The sequence below is a fragment of the Metamycoplasma sualvi genome, from assembly GCF_045276925.1.
GTDB lineage: Bacteria > Bacillota_I > Bacilli_A > Mycoplasmatales > Metamycoplasmataceae > UBA710.
In genome coordinates, this window is sequence record NZ_CP174167.1 from 279605 (window position 1) to 298538 (window position 18934).

Here is an 18934-nt window from a genome sequence, read left to right on the forward strand (position 1 = left end):
ATGGATATTAGCAAAATGTTACAACAAGCAAATAAAATGAAACAAGAGTTAGATAAAAAAGAAAAAGCTTTTGATGAACAAATTTTTACATATGAAAAACAAGGAATTAAATTAATTATTTCAGGAGCTTTGCGAATTCAATCAATAGATATTAATGAAGCTCTTATTGATCCAGAAGATAAAGAAACCTTACAAGATATGATTATTATTATTTTTAATGAAGCATTAGCAGAAATTAGTGATAAAAGAAAAGCAATAACAAGTTCAATTGGAAAAGGAATGTTTTAATGTTACCTTTGGAGTTTGATTATCTTGTTGATATTATTAAAAAAATTCCATCAATATCAAATAAACAAGCTCAAAAAATTACCAAATATTTAATTGACCAAAATATTGAAAATTTAGAAAAAAATAGTGCATTAATTTTTGATTATTTAAAAAAAATAAAAAAATGCACTCTTTGTTCTTATTACACAAATGATAAATTATGTAACATTTGTTTATCTTCTGATCGGGATAAACAACTTTTAATTATTGAAAATGTTGATCAAATTTTTCAATATGAAAAATGAAAAATATATCATGGAAAATATTATTTATTTCCTCAATTATTTAATGAAAAATTAGTTCAAAAACAAGTTGCATTTGATTGATCATTTTTTTTTGATTATCTTAATCAATTTAAAGAAATAATTATTGGCATTAGTCCTAATCAACAAGGAATATTAACAACTAATTACCTTTTAAATGAAATTAACAAAAATGTTCCTCATATTAAAGTGAGCCAATTATCAATTGGTATTCCTTTTGGTGCTTCAATTGATTATATTGATCAATTAACAATGTCTTATGCTATAAAAAATAGAAAGGATATTAAATAATGTTTATTACATTTGAAGGAATAGATGGTAGTGGTAAATCAACCTGTATTGAAAAATTAAAACATTTTATTAAAAATAATCTAGATTGGGAAAAATTTGTCTTTACTAGAGAACCTGGTGGATATAACTTAAAAGAATGTGAAGAAATTAGAAAACTTCTTTTAAATAAAGAAAATCATATTGATAGTATGACTGAAATGCTTCTATATTTAGCTTCTCGGAAAATGCATGTTGATCAATTAATTAAACCAGCTATAAAAAATTGCAAAATTGTTTTGTCTGACCGTTTTTTTGATTCTTCATTTGCTTATCAAGGTGGTGGTAGAAAATTGGGCATTGATTTTGTAGAGCAATTAAATTTAAAAATTCTTGATAATTTTATGCCGGACTTTACTTTCTATTTTGCAATCGATTTTGAAACAGCTCAAAAAAGAATGAAAAAAAATAACAAAAATTTAGATCGTTTAGATCAAGAAAACGAAATATTTTTTAAAAACACTATTGAAGCATATGATTATTTAGCTCAAAAATATCAAAAAAGATATATTGTAATCGATGCTACTAAAGATCCTGATGTTGTATTTAACAAAGTTCTAGAAGAATTTAAAAAAATAATTAATTTTTTATGTTAAAATGAAAGAGCAATTTAAATGTTGCAGAAAGTAGAATTTTTTCTCACCTGATTGTTATTACTTTGGGTTTAGCTACAACAAAAAATATTTACTTTCATTTTTTATAATTTTGTTATCAAGGAGTATATTATTCAACAAAACAACTCTAATATTAATAAGCGTAAAAAACCAGCTAGTGAACATCTTGTTAATGAAAATATTCCTCATCCTAAATTATTTGTTATTGGACCAGAGGGAGAGCAAATAGGTGTTTTAACTAGAAGTGAAGCTTTACAAAAATCAGCTGAAATGAAAATGGATTTAGTTTTAATTTCAGTTGATCCTAAACCAATTGCTAAGATTTTAGATTATGGTAAATTTAAATATTTAAGAAGCAAAAGAAAAAAAGAAGAAAAATCAAAGCAATCAAGAATTGAAACACATCAAATTAGATTAACAGCTTTTATTGGAGATAATGACATAAAAACTAAAGCCAAAAAAGCTCGTGAATTTATTTTAGATGGGGATATTGTAAAAGTATCTTTAAAGTTCAAAGGAAGAGAAATTCAAAGACCTGAATTTGGACATGAAACATTAATGAAGTTTTATCATGAAGTTGAAGATATTGCTTTCATTGCTAAAGAGCCAATTTTAAATGGTAAATTTTTAGATATGTTTTTACAACAAGATAAGAAAAAAATGATTCAGTATAACAAAAATAATAAAGAAAAAAATCAAAATCAACAAGAGGAGAAATAGTTTATGCCAAAAATGAAAACAAAAAGTGCTTTAGTAAAAAGAATTAAAGTAACTGGAACTGGTAAAGTAAAAAGATCTCAAGCTTTTCGTTCACATTTAGCTCAAAATAAAACTACAAAACAAAAAAGACAATCAAGAAAATCAGAATTAATGCATCCATCTGATTTAAAAAGATTTAAAGGAATGTTTTAATTAAAGGGGTGTTTATATGAGGGTAAAAGGTGGAATTGTAACTCATCGTAGAAGAAAAAAATGATTAAAATTAGCTAAAGGATATTGAGGTCACAAATCAATTGGTTTTAAAGTTGCTAAACAACAAGTTGTAAAATCTTGAACATATGCTTTTAGAGATAGAAAGCAAGTTAAAAGAAATTTTAGAAAATTATGAATTGCTAGAATTAATGCAGCTGTTAGAAATAATGGTTTAACATATTCAAGATTTATTAATGGTTTAAAGAAAGCAAATATTGAAATTAATAGAAAAATGCTTTCAGAATTAGCTATTCAAAATCCTGATGTATTTCAAAAAATTGTAGATCAAGTACAAAAAAGTTTAGCTACTAAATAAAAATTATTATTAAAATAATAAAATATATAGTAGAATACTTATAGGAAAGTAATAAATTAACTTTCCAATGAAAATTGTTTTTCAATTTTTTATTGAATATTAAACAATTTATTTTAAATACAATCTTAAGAATTTAATAATTTTAATAATTTAATACTTTTTTTGATTGCTTTATTTGTTTTGTTGTTTTATATTGTCTTTATCGTTTGTATTTTCTTTTTTTTGTTTAATCTTTTTTATTTCCTAATAATAAATAATTTCTATTCTATTTATTATGTTTAAATTTAAAGATTGTATTTAAAATCATTCAATAAAATCTGAAGATAAGCTAAATGCTTATTTTTTTTATCTTTTTATGATATAATTAATGAAACTCAACTGTGATTTTATACTTTTATCTATTTAGATATTAACTTTATATTAATAATTTAAATGGAATTTAACAATAATTAAAATACAAAAAAGGATAATTTTAACAATGAGTAATGACATCAAAAAAAATATTGAAATAAAATCAACATTTCAAATTATTGAAAAAAGATTTGGTAAAGAAGCTATTATGCTTTTAGGAGATAATGAAAAAATAGAAGTTTCTACTTTTTCTTCAGGTTCTATTGCTTTAGATCATATTTTAGGTATTAACGGATTACCTCGTGGAAGAGTAATTGAAATTTTTGGTCCAGAATCTTCTGGAAAAACAACAATTGCTTTGCATGCAATTGCTGAAATTCAAAAAGAAGGAGGAATTGCAGCTTTTATTGATGCAGAACATTCTATAGATCCTAACTATGCAAAAAACTTAGGTGTTAATATTGACAATTTAATTCTTTCTCAACCAGATAGTGGTGAACAAGCGTTAGAAATAGTAGATTTATTAGTAAAAACTGGAAAAATAGATTTAATTGTAGTAGATTCTGTAGCTGCTTTAGTGCCTGAAGTTGAATTACAAGGAGAAATGAAAGATCAAACCATTGGTGCTCAAGCTAGATTAATGTCAAAAGCATTAAGAAAAATCACAGGTAGTTTAAATAAAAATAAAACAACAATTATTTTTATTAATCAAGTAAGAGAAAAAGTTGGCATCATTTTTGGTTCACCTGAAACTACTTCTGGCGGAAGAGCTTTAAAATTCTATGCTTCAATTAGAATTGATGTAAGAAAAGTATCTTCAATTGGATCTGGAGATGATATTGTGGGAAATGTTATTAAATTAAAAGTCGTTAAAAATAAATTAGCAGCCCCATTTAAATCTGCTACTACAGAGATTATTTTTGCAAAAGGAATTTCAAAAATTTCAGAAATTATTGAATTAGCTGAAGAAAACAAAATTATTGAAAAAAGGGGTTCTTGATATGCTTACGAGGGTCAAAATATTGCTCAAGGTAAGAATAATTTGAAACTAATTTTAGAATCTTCTAAAGAACTATATGAAGCTATATTCAATAAAGTTCAAAACATCTTAAATAAAAATAATTAAATAATAAAAATAGTCTTTATTTATAATTAAATTTATGAATAAAGATTTAACAGAATTGAAAATATTGTTTATTGGTGATATTTTCGGTCAATCAGGAATTCAAAAAATTGAAGAAGTATTGCCAAAATTCATTGAACAAGAAAAAATTGACTTTGTAATTGCTCAATCTGAAAATGTTTCAGGGAGAAAAGGATTAGAACCAAAAGATTATTTACACTTAAAAGCATTAGGAATTAATGCTTTTACATTAGGAAACCATGCTTTTGCTAAAAATTCTGTTACAACAATTATTGATAATGGTGATATTTTAAGACCTTATAATGTTAATGATGAGTATCCAGGAGTTGGTACAAATGTTTTTTATTTAAAAAATAATTTAAAACTAAGAGTTACTTCTTTGCTAGGAATTACATTTAATGAACTTAATAATCCTTGAAAACAATCAAAAGCTAATAATTTTTTCGATGCAATTGATGAAATTATCAAAAATGATGATTCAGACTATCATATTATTGATTTTCATGCTGAAACAACTAGTGAAAAAAATGTTTTTGCTTTATATTTAGATCAATATCACCCTAAAAAAGTGTCTGCTGTACTTGGAACTCACACTCATGTTCAAACTAATGATGCCCAAAAATTACCTAATGATCTATTATTTATTTCAGATGTAGGTATGACTGGGCCTGAAAATTCGGCAATTGGAGCAAATTTTGAAGAAGTTTATGAAAAAATGAGATTTAATAGCAAAAATCCATTTAAACCTTCAACAAATAAATCAAAGCTTAATGCTGTTATTTTAACATTAAGTAAAAAAGAAAAACCTACTATAAAACCCTTAAATTTCTAGAAAAAACACTAATAATTTCTAGAAAAAACACTAATAAATAAATAATTTAAAAAAATTTTTATTTTTTTTTAAAAAAATATTTTTTTTAGTATAAAATAGGGGAACCTAACTCATTTTATTAATACTAATAAAAGTTAATAAAAAACCATTTTATTGAATGTGTTTTCTAATGGTTAGGTAGTAGTTCTTTGAAAACTGGTTATAAGAGAAACCATATATGTCAATTTTTTTCGAGAGTTTGATCCTGGCTCAGGATGAACGCTTGCTGTGTGCCTAATACATGCATGTTGAGCGAGGTCTTTATGGCCTAGCAGCGAATGGGTGAGTAACACGTACCTAACCTACCTTTTAGATTGGGATAACTGTTGGAAACAATAGCTAATACCGAATACGTATTGAGATCGCATGATTTTTTTATAAAAGGGGCGTTTGCCTCACTAAAAGATGGGGGTGCGGCATATTAGCTAGTTGGTAGGGTAATGGCCTACCAAGGCAATGATATGTAGCCGGACTGAGAAGTTGATCGGCCACACTGGGACTGAGATACGGCCCAGACTCCTACGGGAGGCAGCAGTAGGGAATTTTCCGCAATGAGCGAAAGCTTGACGGAGCGACACAGCGTGCAGGATGAAGGTCTTCGGATTGTAAACTGCTGTTGTAAGGGAAGAAAAAATTTAATAGGAAATGATTAAATCTTGACGGTACCTTATTAGAAAGTGACGGCTAACTATGTGCCAGCAGCCGCGGTAATACATAGGTCACAAGCGTTATCCGGAATTATTGGGCGTAAAGAGTTTGTAGGCGGTTTATCAAGTCTAGAGTTAAAGCCTGAGGCTCAACCTCAGTCCGCTCTGGATACTGGTTAACTAGAGTTATATAGAGGTAAACGGAATTCTTAGTGAAGCGGTGGAATGCGTAGATATTAGGAAGAACACCAACGGCGAAGGCAGTTTACTGGATATACACTGACGCTCAAGAACGAAAGCGTGGGGAGCAAACAGGATTAGATACCCTGGTAGTCCACGCCGTAAACGATGATCATTAGTCGCTAGGGAACTTAGTGACGCAGCTAACGCATTAAATGATCCGCCTGAGTAGTATGCTCGCAAGAGTGAAACTTAAAGGAATTGACGGGGACCCGCACAAGCGGTGGAGCATGTGGTTTAATTTGATGTTACGCGTAGAACCTTACCCACTCTTGACATCTTCTGCAAAGCTATAGAGATATAGTGGAGGTTAACAGAATGACAGATGGTGCATGGTTGTCGTCAGCTCGTGCCGTGAGGTGTTTGGTTAAGTCCAGCAACGAGCGCAACCCTTGTCTTTAGTTACTAACATTTAGTTGAGGACTCTAGAGAAACTGCCTGGGTAACCAGGAGGAAGGTGAGGACGACGTCAAACCATCATGCCTCTTACGAGTGGGGCAACACACGTGCTACAATGGTTGGTACAAAGAGAAGCAATATGGTGACATGGAGCAAATCTCAAAAAACCAATCTCAGTTCGGATTGAAGTCTGCAACTCGACTTCATGAAGTCGGAATCGCTAGTAATCGTAGATCAGCTACGCTACGGTGAATACGTTCTCGGGTCTTGTACACACCGCCCGTCACACCATGAGAGTTGATAATACCCAAAGACGGCTAGTTAACCTCGGAGACGGTTGTCTAAGGTAGGATCGATGATTGGGGTGAAGTCGTAACAAGGTATCCCTACGAGAACGTGGGGATGGATCACCTCCTTTCTACGGAGTACAAAGGCATTATTGTTTTTACAGTAATGAATTAATTAATTAATTTTTTAATCCATTTTGGATATTTATATTTTTATATTTTTAAAATATATGGTCTTTATGTAAGAAATTACAATCTTGTAACCAGTTTTGAGAGTTCTACTCTCAAAAATATAGTTCTTTGAAAACTGAATAGTAAAATAAACAACGCAACATGAGTCATTTTAAAATAAATTAAAATTGATGATAATTGTTGCCGAGTCCAAAAAATAGATTTTATTTTTTGATCAATCAAATTAGATACCAATCTTATTAATAAACACAATAGGCAAGTAAATTTTTAAATAATAAAGAGCTTTTGGTGGATGCCTTGGGTATGGAAGTCGATGAAGGACGTGATAACCTGCGATAAGCTTCGCTGAGTTGGACATAAACTATGAAGCGGAGATTTCCGAATGGGGGAACCCAACTGGAGTAATAACCAGTTACTATAAAGTGAATTCATAGCTTTATAGGGAGACACGATGTGAACTGAAACATCTTAGTAACATCAGGAAGAGAAAATAAATAATGATTCTGTTAGTAGTGGCGAGCGAAAGCGGAAGAGCCCAAACCAGTTTACTGGGGTTGTAGGACATTCTACATAGAGTTACAAAATTATTGTATAGAAGAACAAGTTGGGAAGCTTGACCATAGAAGGTGAAAGTCCTGTATTTGAAATGCAATAATCTCTTGAATGTATCCTGAGTAGGGCGGGGCACGTGAAACCCTGTCTGAATCTGCCGGGACCACCCGGTAAGGCTAAATACTATCCATACACCGATAGTGAACAAGTACCGTGAGGGAAAGGTGAAAAGAACCCCGGGAGGGGAGTGAAATAGATTCTGAAACCATTTGCTTACAAGTAGTTAGAGCTCGTTAATGAGTGATAGCGCACATCTTGCAGTATGGACCGGCGAGTTATGTTAACATGCAAGGTTAAGTGGAAAAAAGCGGAGCCGAAGAGAAATCGAGTCTTAATAGGGCGCTTAGTATGTTGACATACACCCGAAACCAGGTGATCTATCCATGAACAGGTTGAAGCTTAGGTAAAACTAAGTGGAGGGCCGAACCGTAGTACGCTAAAAAGTGCCCGGATGATTTGTGGATAGCGGTGAAATTCCAATCGAACCTGGAGATAGCTGGTTCTCCTCGAAATAGCTTTAGGGCTAGCGTGTAAATTTAAGTTATGGGGGTAGAGCACTGAATGTGGAATGGCAGCGCCTAGCTGTACTGACTACAATCAAACTCCGAATACCATAGTGTATATTTATGCAGTCGGAATGTGGGAGATAAGTTCCATGTTCGCGAGGGAAACAACCCAGATCGTCAGCTAAGGTCCCAAAACTATGTTAAGTGAGAAAGGTTGTGAGATTTCATAAACAACTAGGAAGTTGGCTTAGAAGCAGCCATCTTTTAAAGAGTGCGTAATAGCTCACTAGTCAAGAGATCTTGCGCCAATAATATAACGGGACTAAACATAGTACCGAAGCTACGGGTACGCAAGTACGTTAGAGGAGCGTTCTAAGCGCGATGAAGTTAGACCGTGAGGACTGATGGAGTACTTAGAAGTGAGAATGCCGGTATGAGTAACGATTCAAGGTGAGAATCCTTGACGCCTATTGGGGAAGGTTTCCTGGGCAAGGTTCGTCCACCCAGGGTTAGTCGGGGCCTAAGGTGAGGCTGAAAAGCGTAATCGATGGAAAACAGGTTAATATTCCTGTACTAAACCTTTAAAATGATGGAGTGACGAAGAGTGATAGTGTAGACCACTTACTGGATTGTGGTGTAAATAACAAAGTGATTGTGTAGGCAAATCCGCACGATGTTAACACAAGTTATGATGCATAGTGAAAGTTTCGGCAAGTAATGAATTACATGAGTTAATCTTCCAAGAAAAGCTTCTAGTGTTAATTTAAGGGAACCCGTACCGAGAACGGACACACGTCCCCAAGATGAGTATTCTAAGGCGAGCGAGAAAACTAGTGTTAAGGAACTCTGCAAAATGATCCCGTAACTTAGGAAGAAGGGATGCTTACTATGTAAGCCGCAGCGAATTGAGGGGGGTAACTGTTTATCAAAAACACAGCTATCTGCTAAGTCGCAAGACGATGTATAGGTGGTGACGCCTGCCCAGTGCCCGAAGGTTAAGTTGATTTGTTAGCATTGCGAAGCTTTGATATGAAGCCCGGGTGAACGGCGGCCGTAACTATAACGGTCCTAAGGTAGCGAAATTCCTTGTCGGCTAATTACCGACCTGCACGAAAGGCGTAATAATCTCTCTACTGTCTCAACACTAGACTCGGTGAAATTATGGTCCCAGGGAAAGCGCTGGGTACCCGCATCAAGACGAAAAGACCCCATGGAGCTTTACTATAGTTTCGTATTGAAAATTGTTTTAACATGTGTAGGATAGGTGGGAGATATTGATCTGGAGACGCCAGTCTTCAAGGAATCAACCTTGAAATACCACCCTTGTTACAATGATTTTCTAACTTACTGCCATATATCTGGTAGGAGGACAGTGCGTGATGGGTAGTTTGACTGGGGCGGTCGCCTCCTAAAGAGTAACGGAGGCGTTCAAAGCTACACTCAATATGGTCAGAAACCATATGTAGAGCGTAAAGGTATAAGTGTGGTTGACTGTGAGACGTACATGTCGAGCAGGTGCGAAAGCAGGACTTAGTGATCCGGCAATTCATTGTGGAATGGTTGTCGCTCAACGGATAAAAGTTACCCTGGGGATAACAGAGTTATCTTCCCCAAGAGATCACATCGACGGGAAGGTTTGCTACCTCGATGTCGGCTCATCGCATCCTGGAGCTGAAGTCGGTTCCAAGGGTTTGGCTGTTCGCCAATTAAAGCGGTACGCGAGCTGGGTTCAGAACGTCGTGAGACAGTTCGGTCCCTATCTGATGTGGGCGTTGGAATATTGATGAGAGCTGCTCTTAGTACGAGAGGACCGGAGTGGACGTACCACTGGTGCTCCAGTTGTTTCGCCAGAAGCATAGCTGGGTAGCTAAGTACGGAAAGGATAACCGCTGAAAGCATCTAAGCGGGAAGCCTCCTCAGAGATGAGTATTCCCTTGAGATTCCTTGTAGACTACGAGGTTGATAGGATGGAAGTGTAAGTGTAGTGATACATTCAGCTGACCATTACTAATAAATCGATCGGTTTAAAAATTTCAAAGAAGTTAAATTTGATTAATTACTATTCAGTTTTGAGAGAATTATATTTTCTAAATAAATAGAAGTAAACAATTTATTAAGAATTGTTTTTTTATTACTAATGATTTTTGATCACATGAAACAGGTACAAGTCTTTTTTGATTTAGATGCATTTAAAGCCAAAGCATTAGATGAAGTTGATTTTGATTTAATTAAATTAGCTGTGATTACTCAAGATTCTTCGATTATATCTTTTAGATCATTTATAAATTCAGCAATGAAGATGATTTTGTTTTAACAGCATATTTACAATTACAAGCTGATTCAAAAGAAACTTTAGATATAAATTCATTTAAAGAAACAACATTAATAGATAATGTTATGTTTTTCAAAATATTTTTTATTAAATATAAATTGTAAATAAAGAATGCTAAAAATAATATAATTCCTATTATGATTCAATCTATAAGACAATACAAAAATAATGATGAATTAATTAATGATTTAGAAAATAATAAAAAATTAGTTTTTGTAAATGCAGAAGCAAAAGAGATTTTTAAAGATTATTTAAAACATTATGGTTATTTTGCTTTTGTAAAACAATATTCTAATCCACTTATGTATCAAGATAATAATTACAAGATTTTTAAAAAAGAATTTACTTCAAATAATTTAAGATATTTATTTGATATTGATCGTAATAATAGTATAGTTATATTTAAATATTTTAGAAGTGTGGAATTTTTATTAAACTCATCTATTTTAAAAGTAATAGCAAGGGAAATAAATAAAAAAGCCAAATGTCCTTATTTAGCTGCATTAAGTTTAGAAGATTTTGAGAATATATTTCCTAATTTAGATCAAAATATTTCAAATAACAAAAAGCAAAATAAAGATAATATTTCTAATTTATATGATGATTTATTTAAAAATTTTAATAACAAAAATTTTGATTCAAGAGATGTTATTAGAAAAAATAAAGAATCAGAAGAACAAGAAATTAAAGATTTAATTAAAAATGGTAAACTTAAATCTTTAATTGATAGTCAAGCAAGAAATCGCTCGATAAAAACTAAACAAGATTGAGAATATTTAGATATTTTTTCTTTATTTCAAATTTTAACTTTTTCCCAACTAATTAGAATTTTTTCTTATTTATCTTTATCATTACAAAATGATGTGATTAAGGAATTTTGTAATAATTTTAAACCGGCAAACAAACATCATAAATTAAAAAGTGAATCATTTAAAACATTAATTCAAATATTATCAGATTTAAGAAATATTTTAATGCACAATGGTTGTTTAATAAAATTTAAATATTATTTAGATCAAGAAAACCAAAAAGAGATAATAAATAATTTATCATCTTATTTTGAAATTCAAGAAGAATTTATAAGTGATATTAGATTAAATGAAGCAATTCAAATTATTGAATTAATTATTGGTATTAAAGGCTATATTCTTAAAGAAATTAATGAATCTTTTCAAAATAAAATTAATAGAACAACCAAGGAAAAACAAGAAGAATTTTCACAATTAGTTTTAGATATTATTGAAGATGAATCTAGAATTAAGATCAAGAAATCTTAATAATAATCTTATTCAATCAAATTAAAATCCTTGAATAAGACTTTAATAATGCTACAACTGCTTTTAAAATTTGATCAAGCAACAAAAGATATTTATTAATGAGACCTTTACTCTCCAATTTTATTTCCAAAATTTTGCATCAGTACAAAGAAATATACAAATTAAAAAATATATGAAGAAATAAAAGAAATGCTAGTTATTTTATTGAATATAACTTAACAAAGGAATAATTTAGATAAAAATAGCAAATTATAGGACGATTTAATAAAATTTACACTCTTTTTATGATATATTTAATATTAAAAATATTAAAGATTTTTAAGGTGATCATATGTCAAGAATAAATAGTAAAAAACAAAAAAGAATAGATGCTAAGAAAAGACAAGAAAAAAGATTAAAAAAAGAATTAAAAGAAATAAAAAAATCAAAATAATTTTTTAAAACTTTAAAAATATATTAAAAATGAAAGGTTTATTTTAATTTTAAATATGAAAAAATATTTGCTTTATCTTCTTTATTAACTATACCTGTTGTTGCAATATCTGCAGTAAGTTGTGAAGTTAGCAAAAATAGTTCTATAACAAGTTCTAATGTAGAATTAGGTATGTCTCCATATGCTACTTCAAAATATATTTCAATATTTGATGTTACAAGTTATTATACAGAAAACAAATTACATAAATCTTTTTCAAATATTAAAACTTCAACAACTGAATCTAAGACAGAAGCAGAAGTTTTAAAATGAGCACAAGATACTATTAACAGTCAAACTGATGAGGAAATTAGACAAATGCTTTTTCTAAATGCAGCTAAAGGAGCACTTTGCTCTATTTCATCTACTAGTCCAGATAGTACAGCTGAAAAAGATGTTCAATCATTTTTATTTGATATTCAAGATTTCTCTTATGATAGAGTAAATTCTACTTTTTCATTTAACTATATCATTAATTTTTATCAAACTAATTATCAAAATGTTATGCAAGTTTCTTATAGTTTAAATTACCGTTTTGAAAATATCAAAATAGAAATAACAACTGGAAAAGCACAAGGTTTAATATTGCCAATGATTAAAGTTGCTGAATTGCAACCTTCTTCAGCTTCTGTTAGATTGATAGGTTACAAAAATGAAGTAACTAATTCTAACACTTCAAGTCTAGAAATTGTTTTTGGCGAAAATTTATGAAGAAATTCTTCTACTGTAGCTTTTGATGCTGCTAAACAATTGGGTGATTCTTTAGGAAAAACTGGAGATCAATTAATATTTGGTTCTATGCTAGATTCATTTAAAGATTATCAAGAAAGTTTAAATACAACTCAATCAGTTGATTTTTTATCATCAGATGATGAGTGTTTATTTGTGGCTTATGATTTAAAATCTTATGATTATAGTAATAATAAATCTATTGCAAATATATTATTATCAGAAGGTTCATGAGAATATTTATTTGGAATAGATTATTGAGTGGATGCTCAAGAGTATAAAAAAGGAAATATTGTGTTTAAAAGAATGAACCCATCAAAAATAGCTGTTGCTAATATTTATTTTATAGATTTAGATTCTACAACAAAAGAAAGAACTAAATGAGTAGCTTATACAGAAACACAAAGTAGCTCTAATACTAATACTAACAATTAATTTTTTACAAAAATAATTTTTATATAAAACTAGTTATTAAATATTTATTAAATTTAAAAATTGTTACAGAAAAAATAAATAAGAAAATGGATAATAAAAAAGTTCCTCAAACATCTAATTTAATTTATTCTATAGAGTCTTAAAACAATTGATTATTATTTGTAATTAATGATTTCAAGATATTTTCAATTTATATTTATTTTTAAATAATTTAAAAAATTTTTACATTTTATTAGATTTATTAAAAGAAAATAATGTATCTATTATATAATTTATTTTGAATTTAAAAATAACATTTATGGATTATAAATTTAAAAGAATATTTATGATTGTGACTGATTCTTTAGGAATTGGTCCTGATAAAAAACAAAAATCATTTGGTGATGAAGGGGCAAACACATTGTTTCATGTTTCTGAAACAGGTCTTTTAGATATACCTACATGAAAGAAAATGGGAATAACTTCTATTGCTAATATTAAAAATCCTGGTAAGATTAAAAATCAAATTGCTTATACTGCAAGAGTTCAAGAATTATCAAATGGAAAAGATACTTTAACAGGTCATTGAGAAATGATGGGTATTTATACTGAACATCCATTTCCAACTTTTACTGATACAGGATTTCCGCCTGAATTAATTCAATTACTAGAACAGAAATTTGATGGTAGAAAAATTATTGGTAATTGTTCAGCTAGTGGAACAGATATTATCAATAAGTTGGCAGATCAAGAAATTAATGAAAATAAAATTATTGTTTATACTTCTGGAGATAGTGTTTTACAAATTTGCGGACATGAAAAACACATGGGATTAGATAATCTTTATCGTTATGCTCAAGAAGCTAGAAAAATTTGTTCTTCTAAACCTGAATGAAATGTAGGAAGAATAATTGCAAGACCATATGTTGGAGAAGATGGTAAGTATACTAGAACTTTTAATCGTCATGATTATTCTGTTAAACCAGAAGAAGATACTATATTAGATAAATTGCAGAAAAAAGGAATTAAAGTAATTGCTGTTGGTAAAATAAATGACATTTTCTCAGGACAAGGAATAAGTCAACATTATCCATCTGAAGGTGATGCTAATGGAATGGATATAACTATTGATTTAGCTTTAGAAAATACTACAAATGAATTTATTTTTGTGAATTTAGTACAATTTGATTCTCATTATGGTCATCGTCGTGATGTAGAAGGATATGCTGAAAATATTAATTTATTTGATATAAAATTAGCAAAATTAATCAACGCTTTAAAAGAAGATGATTTATTAATAATAACATCAGATCATGGAAACGATCCTTCATTCAAAGGGTATAATCATACTAGAGAAATGTTGCCCGCAACAATCTATTCAAAATCATTTAAGAAACCTAAAAAATTGAATGATTTTCAAGGTTTAGGAACTTTAGGGAATATTATTGCCAGAAATTTTGGTCTGGATCTAGTTCAAACAGGCGAAGATAGATTTGATGAATTGATTTAAATAATTATAATAAAATTTCTTTTAATTGTTATTATTAGAACTATTCATATTTTTCCTTTTATACATTGTATTATTTTTTAGATAATAAAATATTATATTCAAAATTATAGTTTAGTGATATAAAAATGTATTTTATTTATTTAATAAATCAATATTTTGAAGTTATTAATTACTTATTATTACTATTCTTTTATTTATATAAAAGAATAATAATTCTCTTTAATTTCTAATAATAACAATTATAAAAACTCAACCAAAATTAAATATGCTTTTAATTATAAAAATGATGATGAATGATACACAACAAAAGAAGATGTAGAATATTTTATAATTCAAGCCAAAATAAATAAAAATAAAATAATTTGATGCCCTTTTGATACAAAAGATAGCAATTTTGTAAAAATGTTTAAATTACATGGATACAAAGTTGTTTATTCACATATTTGAGAAGGAAAAGATTTTTATAAATATGAACCAAAAAAATGGGATATTATAGTTTCTAATCCTCCATTTAGATTTAAACACAAATTATTGGAAAGATTATTTGAATTTAACAAGCCTTTTGCATTAATTTTTGGAATTCAGTGTCTAAATAGCGAAAAATTTTGTGATCAATTACAAAAATTTAAAAGACCTCAATATGTACATTTAAAAAGGAGAATGTGTTTTACAAAAGATGTTAAAAACTATGATATTTTAAAATTAAATAGACCTTCATTTGCATCTATGTGAGTATGTAATGACTTATTTAAAAAAGATATAAATGTATGAGATGGTGTTAATTATAAAAATGATAATAAGGAATATTGCTAAATGAAAACAATATTTGTTTCTAAAAATTTTATTAATAATATGATTAATTTAATTAATGTCTCTGAAGATAGAATATTTAGTGAAATTCAAAAAATTTTAATATATGAAAAATTCATAAATATAAACAATGAATTGTGTTTTAAAAAAATCGAGGATAGATTTCAAGGGTTAGTAATAGATGATCATTTAATTTATTTTGCAAGCAAATTAAATTCAAATAATAAAACCAAATCTAGAAACACTTTTATTGCCCAAAACTTTTCTTCCTGTTTTTTTTATGCAAATAATAAAAATTTAAAAATATATTTAACTGTTAATCCATTTGATCTTGATAAAAATATAGAAGCAATTCTTTCAGATTCTATTAAATTTGATTTAAAGATTTTATCAACATTGAATGTTAAAATAAGCAATAAATTTGGAAAAATTGAACAGTTTTTTTCAATCAAAAATTTTCTTGAATTAAAAAATAAAATAAGAAATGTAAATAAAGGAAATAAAAGCACTTATATAAAATTATTGAATTCTGATATTTATATTTATGGGAAATGTGATGGAGCCAATCTTAAAAGAACTTTTATTGAATGTATTGCTGCAAAGAAAATGAATAAAGAAAAAAGAATTTATTTTATTCCATTAAATGGTATTGAAAAATTAAATAACAATAGCAATATTAAAAATTACTTTCAAAAAAATAAAATAATTATTTTAAATGATAAACAACTATACAATGATATTAATATAAATTTTAATGATTTAATTAATTCTAAAAATGATGACATTATAAAAAGAAATCAACAATTATTTTATAAAAAAATTATATTAAAATATAATGAATTTATAAACATTGATGAATGTTTCGCTTGTAATTATAATATATCTGAGAACTTAATATCTTCTCATATTCATAGAGTCACAGATATTAAAAGAGAATATCTAAACAAAGAAATAGACAAAGAAAAAGCAATAGAGAAAATCATATCAGGTGATAATGGATTTTTGTTATGTCCAAATCATGATAAAGAATTTGAAAAAGGAATGATATTTTTTGATTATGAGAATATGCAATTTCTATCTTCTTCAAAATATTCATATAAATATATAACAGAAAATTTAATTAAAAAAATTTTTCCAATAGAATTAAAAACTGCTGAGTTTGAAAATAATTTAATCAAGCATCAAAGAAGAATATCAATTAAATAATTTTAAATTTTAAAAAAGAGGAAAAACAATTTTATTAAAATGTATAATCTATATATAAATAGATAAATGGTTAGGAAAAGATATTAATATGGAAAAAAATATAGTTAATTTAGCAAAATATTTATTATCAAAAGGAATAGATTCTCCTTTGAGAATTCAAAAAATTTTATTTTTTTTAAGATTTGAAGAGTTGAAAGAAAATAGTAAAACAAAAAGCGAATCTTATTTTAATAAGGAAAATAATTTTCAAGCATGAATTTATGGTCCTGTAAATGAAAGAACTTTCTATTATTTACAAACATATTTTCAATCAGAAGATGAAAAAGAAGCTTATATTTTAAATGATGAAGATATTAAGGAAATTGATAAAATTTATGGAAAATGATTTAATAAATATAAAAACAAATCTGCTAGTTGATTAATTAATGAAAGTCATAGAAATAAATCATGAATTAATGCTAGAGGAAATTTGGGTATAGATGAAATTTGTCGTGAATATTTAAAAGAAGATGAAACATTTATTCAATTTGAATAAAAAATGAAAATTAATTTAAATTTATTAAAATTTCATTCATTTAATTATTCAAAAAATCTTCATAATAAAATTTCAACAAATAAAATAGATGAATATTTCAAGAAATTATTTGGCCAAGAAAATTTATTAAAAACTTTTTCTATTATTTATAAAATTGATAACTTTAAAAATATGCAATCAAATTTAAAATCGCTAAATTATCATTCAATAGAAAATAATAAAAAAGAAGATTTAATTAAGATAATTAAAAAATGTCATCCTTCATTATATTTAGATTTAGTTCAACTTTATGAAAATAAAAATATTTCAAAAATTAAATTCCATCAAGTTAAAATAGCAAAAAAAGAAAGATTAATTTTTATACAATATAAAGATTTGAATAATATTGAATCAATAATTCCAATTATATTTGATCTAAATCATTGTATTTACAAAAATAAAGATAAAAATTTTGATAATAATAAAGCAATTTATGGATGAAATTTTAAGCATAAACAAAAACAGATAAAAGAACATTTAGAAAATAATATTAAATAAAAATTAAAAAATTATTTCGTTTTTAAATGTATTGAATTTTAGATTGTTTTATAATCTCTGTTCAATATCATTTGTCTTTAAGAATGTAATGAACAATTAATACTTTCTCAATTTCTAATATCATATCTATAGTTCAACATATTTAAAGTTTATATCAACATTATCTATTCAATTTTATTGAAATATTCCTTTATTTATTTTTAATTTAGCGATTTAAATAAACATAAATTAAAAAGTTTAAATAGCAATTGTCATCAATAGGTAATTTATTTGATAATAACATCAAATTATGATAAAGCTCCTTCATTAAAAACATATAATCATACTAGAGAAATGTTGCCGGCAACAATATATTCAAAATCATTTAAAAAACCTAAAAAATTAAATGATTTTCAAGGTTTAGGAACTTTAGGAAATATTATTGCTAGAAATTTTGGTCTGGATCTAGTTCAAACAGGTGAAGATAGATTTGATGAATTGATTTAACATAGATTAAGTTTTTAAATATAAAATAACATTAATTTGATATAAAAATAGAACTTAATTATATTTATCAAGTTATAGAGATGTATAACTAAAATTAAAGATTGATTTTTATTCCACATTTTATTAAATAATTTGGAGAGAATGAATTAGAAAGAGTTAATTTAGTTAATTTAGAGAATAAAAAAGCACTATCTCCAATTTCTACTAATGAATGAAAAGCATTAGCACCTATTTTTTTAATTTGTAATTTACCATATTTAGAACTTTCAAAATATTCAGGAATTTCTAAAATAGTTGCATTACCATCATAGCTCATGATTTCTCTTTCTTCATTAAAAGGTATTTGATGTGTTGTATCATACATATATCCATTTGTTGGAATGTCTCCATTTTGTGTTTCTTTGTTTGAATTAGAACATGAAGTAATCAAACAATAAGTAATTACTGCAATTGAAAATAATGCAAAATATTAAAACATATTATATTTAAATCTTTTAATCTGTTTACATACTTTAATCTCCTTTGTATTAATATCACAATAAAAATATGAATAAAAAA

Annotated in this window: 17 protein-coding genes, 2 rRNA genes and 1 pseudogene; 19 read left to right on the forward strand and 1 reads right to left on the reverse strand. The window is 27.5% G+C overall.

Annotated features, from left to right (window positions below):
* The 19 genes and pseudogenes from ACJA29_RS01330 to ACJA29_RS01420 all read left to right on the forward strand — a co-directional run.
* Positions 1-288 (forward strand): YbaB/EbfC family nucleoid-associated protein, encoded by a 288-nt coding sequence (locus ACJA29_RS01330; RefSeq protein WP_406602827.1) that lies wholly within the window; start codon positions 1-3, stop codon positions 286-288.
* Complete coding sequence (locus ACJA29_RS01335) at positions 288-881, forward strand: hypothetical protein (protein ID WP_406602828.1); 594 nt, start codon at positions 288-290, stop codon at positions 879-881. The genes ACJA29_RS01330 and ACJA29_RS01335 overlap by 1 nt, the downstream gene beginning before the upstream one ends.
* The gene (tmk, locus tag ACJA29_RS01340) at positions 881-1513 is read left to right on the forward strand and encodes a dTMP kinase (RefSeq protein ID WP_406602829.1); all 633 of its coding nucleotides are present in this window, start codon (positions 881-883) and stop codon (positions 1511-1513) included. The genes ACJA29_RS01335 and tmk overlap by 1 nt, the downstream gene beginning before the upstream one ends.
* 150 nt (positions 1514-1663) lie before the next feature.
* The gene (gene infC, locus ACJA29_RS01345; protein WP_406602968.1) at positions 1664-2251 is read left to right on the forward strand and encodes a translation initiation factor IF-3; all 588 of its coding nucleotides are present in this window, start codon (positions 1664-1666) and stop codon (positions 2249-2251) included.
* Between the two features lie 3 nt (positions 2252-2254).
* Complete coding sequence (gene rpmI, locus ACJA29_RS01350) at positions 2255-2443, forward strand: 50S ribosomal protein L35 (RefSeq protein WP_406602830.1); 189 nt, start codon at positions 2255-2257, stop codon at positions 2441-2443.
* 16 nt (positions 2444-2459) lie between these two features.
* Complete coding sequence (gene rplT, locus ACJA29_RS01355; RefSeq protein ID WP_406602831.1) at positions 2460-2819, forward strand: 50S ribosomal protein L20; 360 nt, start codon at positions 2460-2462, stop codon at positions 2817-2819.
* Between the two features lie 478 nt (positions 2820-3297).
* A complete protein-coding gene (recA, locus tag ACJA29_RS01360; protein WP_406602832.1) occupies positions 3298-4296 on the forward strand; it encodes a recombinase RecA in 999 nt (332 codons plus the stop codon).
* A gap of 34 nt (positions 4297-4330) precedes the next feature.
* The gene (locus tag ACJA29_RS01365; protein ID WP_406602833.1) at positions 4331-5146 is read left to right on the forward strand and encodes a TIGR00282 family metallophosphoesterase; all 816 of its coding nucleotides are present in this window, start codon (positions 4331-4333) and stop codon (positions 5144-5146) included.
* Positions 5147-5372: 226 nt separating this feature from the next.
* Positions 5373-6889: ribosomal RNA gene (locus ACJA29_RS01370) — 16S ribosomal RNA — on the forward strand.
* Between the two features lie 326 nt (positions 6890-7215).
* Positions 7216-10100: ribosomal RNA gene (locus ACJA29_RS01375) — 23S ribosomal RNA — on the forward strand.
* The 16S and 23S rRNA genes sit together here, the layout of an rRNA operon.
* A 120-nt stretch (positions 10101-10220) precedes the next feature.
* Positions 10221-10382 carry a hypothetical protein gene (locus ACJA29_RS01380; protein WP_406602834.1) on the forward strand — a complete coding sequence of 54 codons (162 nt, stop codon included), beginning with the start codon at positions 10221-10223 and terminating at the stop codon, positions 10380-10382.
* 155 nt (positions 10383-10537) lie between these two features.
* On the forward strand, positions 10538-11677 hold the full coding sequence (locus ACJA29_RS01385) for an Abi family protein (RefSeq protein WP_406602835.1): 1140 nt from the start codon (positions 10538-10540) through the stop codon (positions 11675-11677).
* 604 nt (positions 11678-12281) lie between these two features.
* Complete coding sequence (locus ACJA29_RS01390; RefSeq protein WP_406602836.1) at positions 12282-13313, forward strand: hypothetical protein; 1032 nt, start codon at positions 12282-12284, stop codon at positions 13311-13313.
* Positions 13314-13611: 298 nt separating this feature from the next.
* On the forward strand, positions 13612-14802 hold the full coding sequence (locus ACJA29_RS01395; RefSeq protein WP_406602837.1) for a phosphopentomutase: 1191 nt from the start codon (positions 13612-13614) through the stop codon (positions 14800-14802).
* Between the two features lie 402 nt (positions 14803-15204).
* Positions 15205-15615, forward strand: coding sequence for a hypothetical protein (locus ACJA29_RS01400; RefSeq protein WP_406602838.1), 411 nt, complete (start codon positions 15205-15207; stop codon positions 15613-15615).
* Positions 15616-16818: an HNH endonuclease gene (locus tag ACJA29_RS01405; RefSeq protein ID WP_406602839.1), complete on the forward strand. Its 1203-nt coding sequence runs from the start codon at positions 15616-15618 to the stop codon at positions 16816-16818.
* 88 nt (positions 16819-16906) lie between these two features.
* Complete coding sequence (locus ACJA29_RS01410; RefSeq protein WP_406602840.1) at positions 16907-17353, forward strand: Panacea domain-containing protein; 447 nt, start codon at positions 16907-16909, stop codon at positions 17351-17353.
* Positions 17354-17356: 3 nt separating this feature from the next.
* Positions 17357-17890: a hypothetical protein gene (locus ACJA29_RS01415; RefSeq protein WP_406602841.1), complete on the forward strand. Its 534-nt coding sequence runs from the start codon at positions 17357-17359 to the stop codon at positions 17888-17890.
* Positions 17891-18160: 270 nt separating this feature from the next.
* Positions 18161-18376: pseudogene (locus ACJA29_RS01420) on the forward strand (phosphopentomutase); the annotation flags it as partial.
* 94 nt (positions 18377-18470) lie between these two features.
* Here ACJA29_RS01420 and ACJA29_RS01425 read toward each other — a convergent pair.
* A complete protein-coding gene (locus ACJA29_RS01425; protein WP_406602842.1) occupies positions 18471-18806 on the reverse strand; it encodes a hypothetical protein in 336 nt (111 codons plus the stop codon).
* Positions 18807-18934 lie beyond the last annotated feature (128 nt).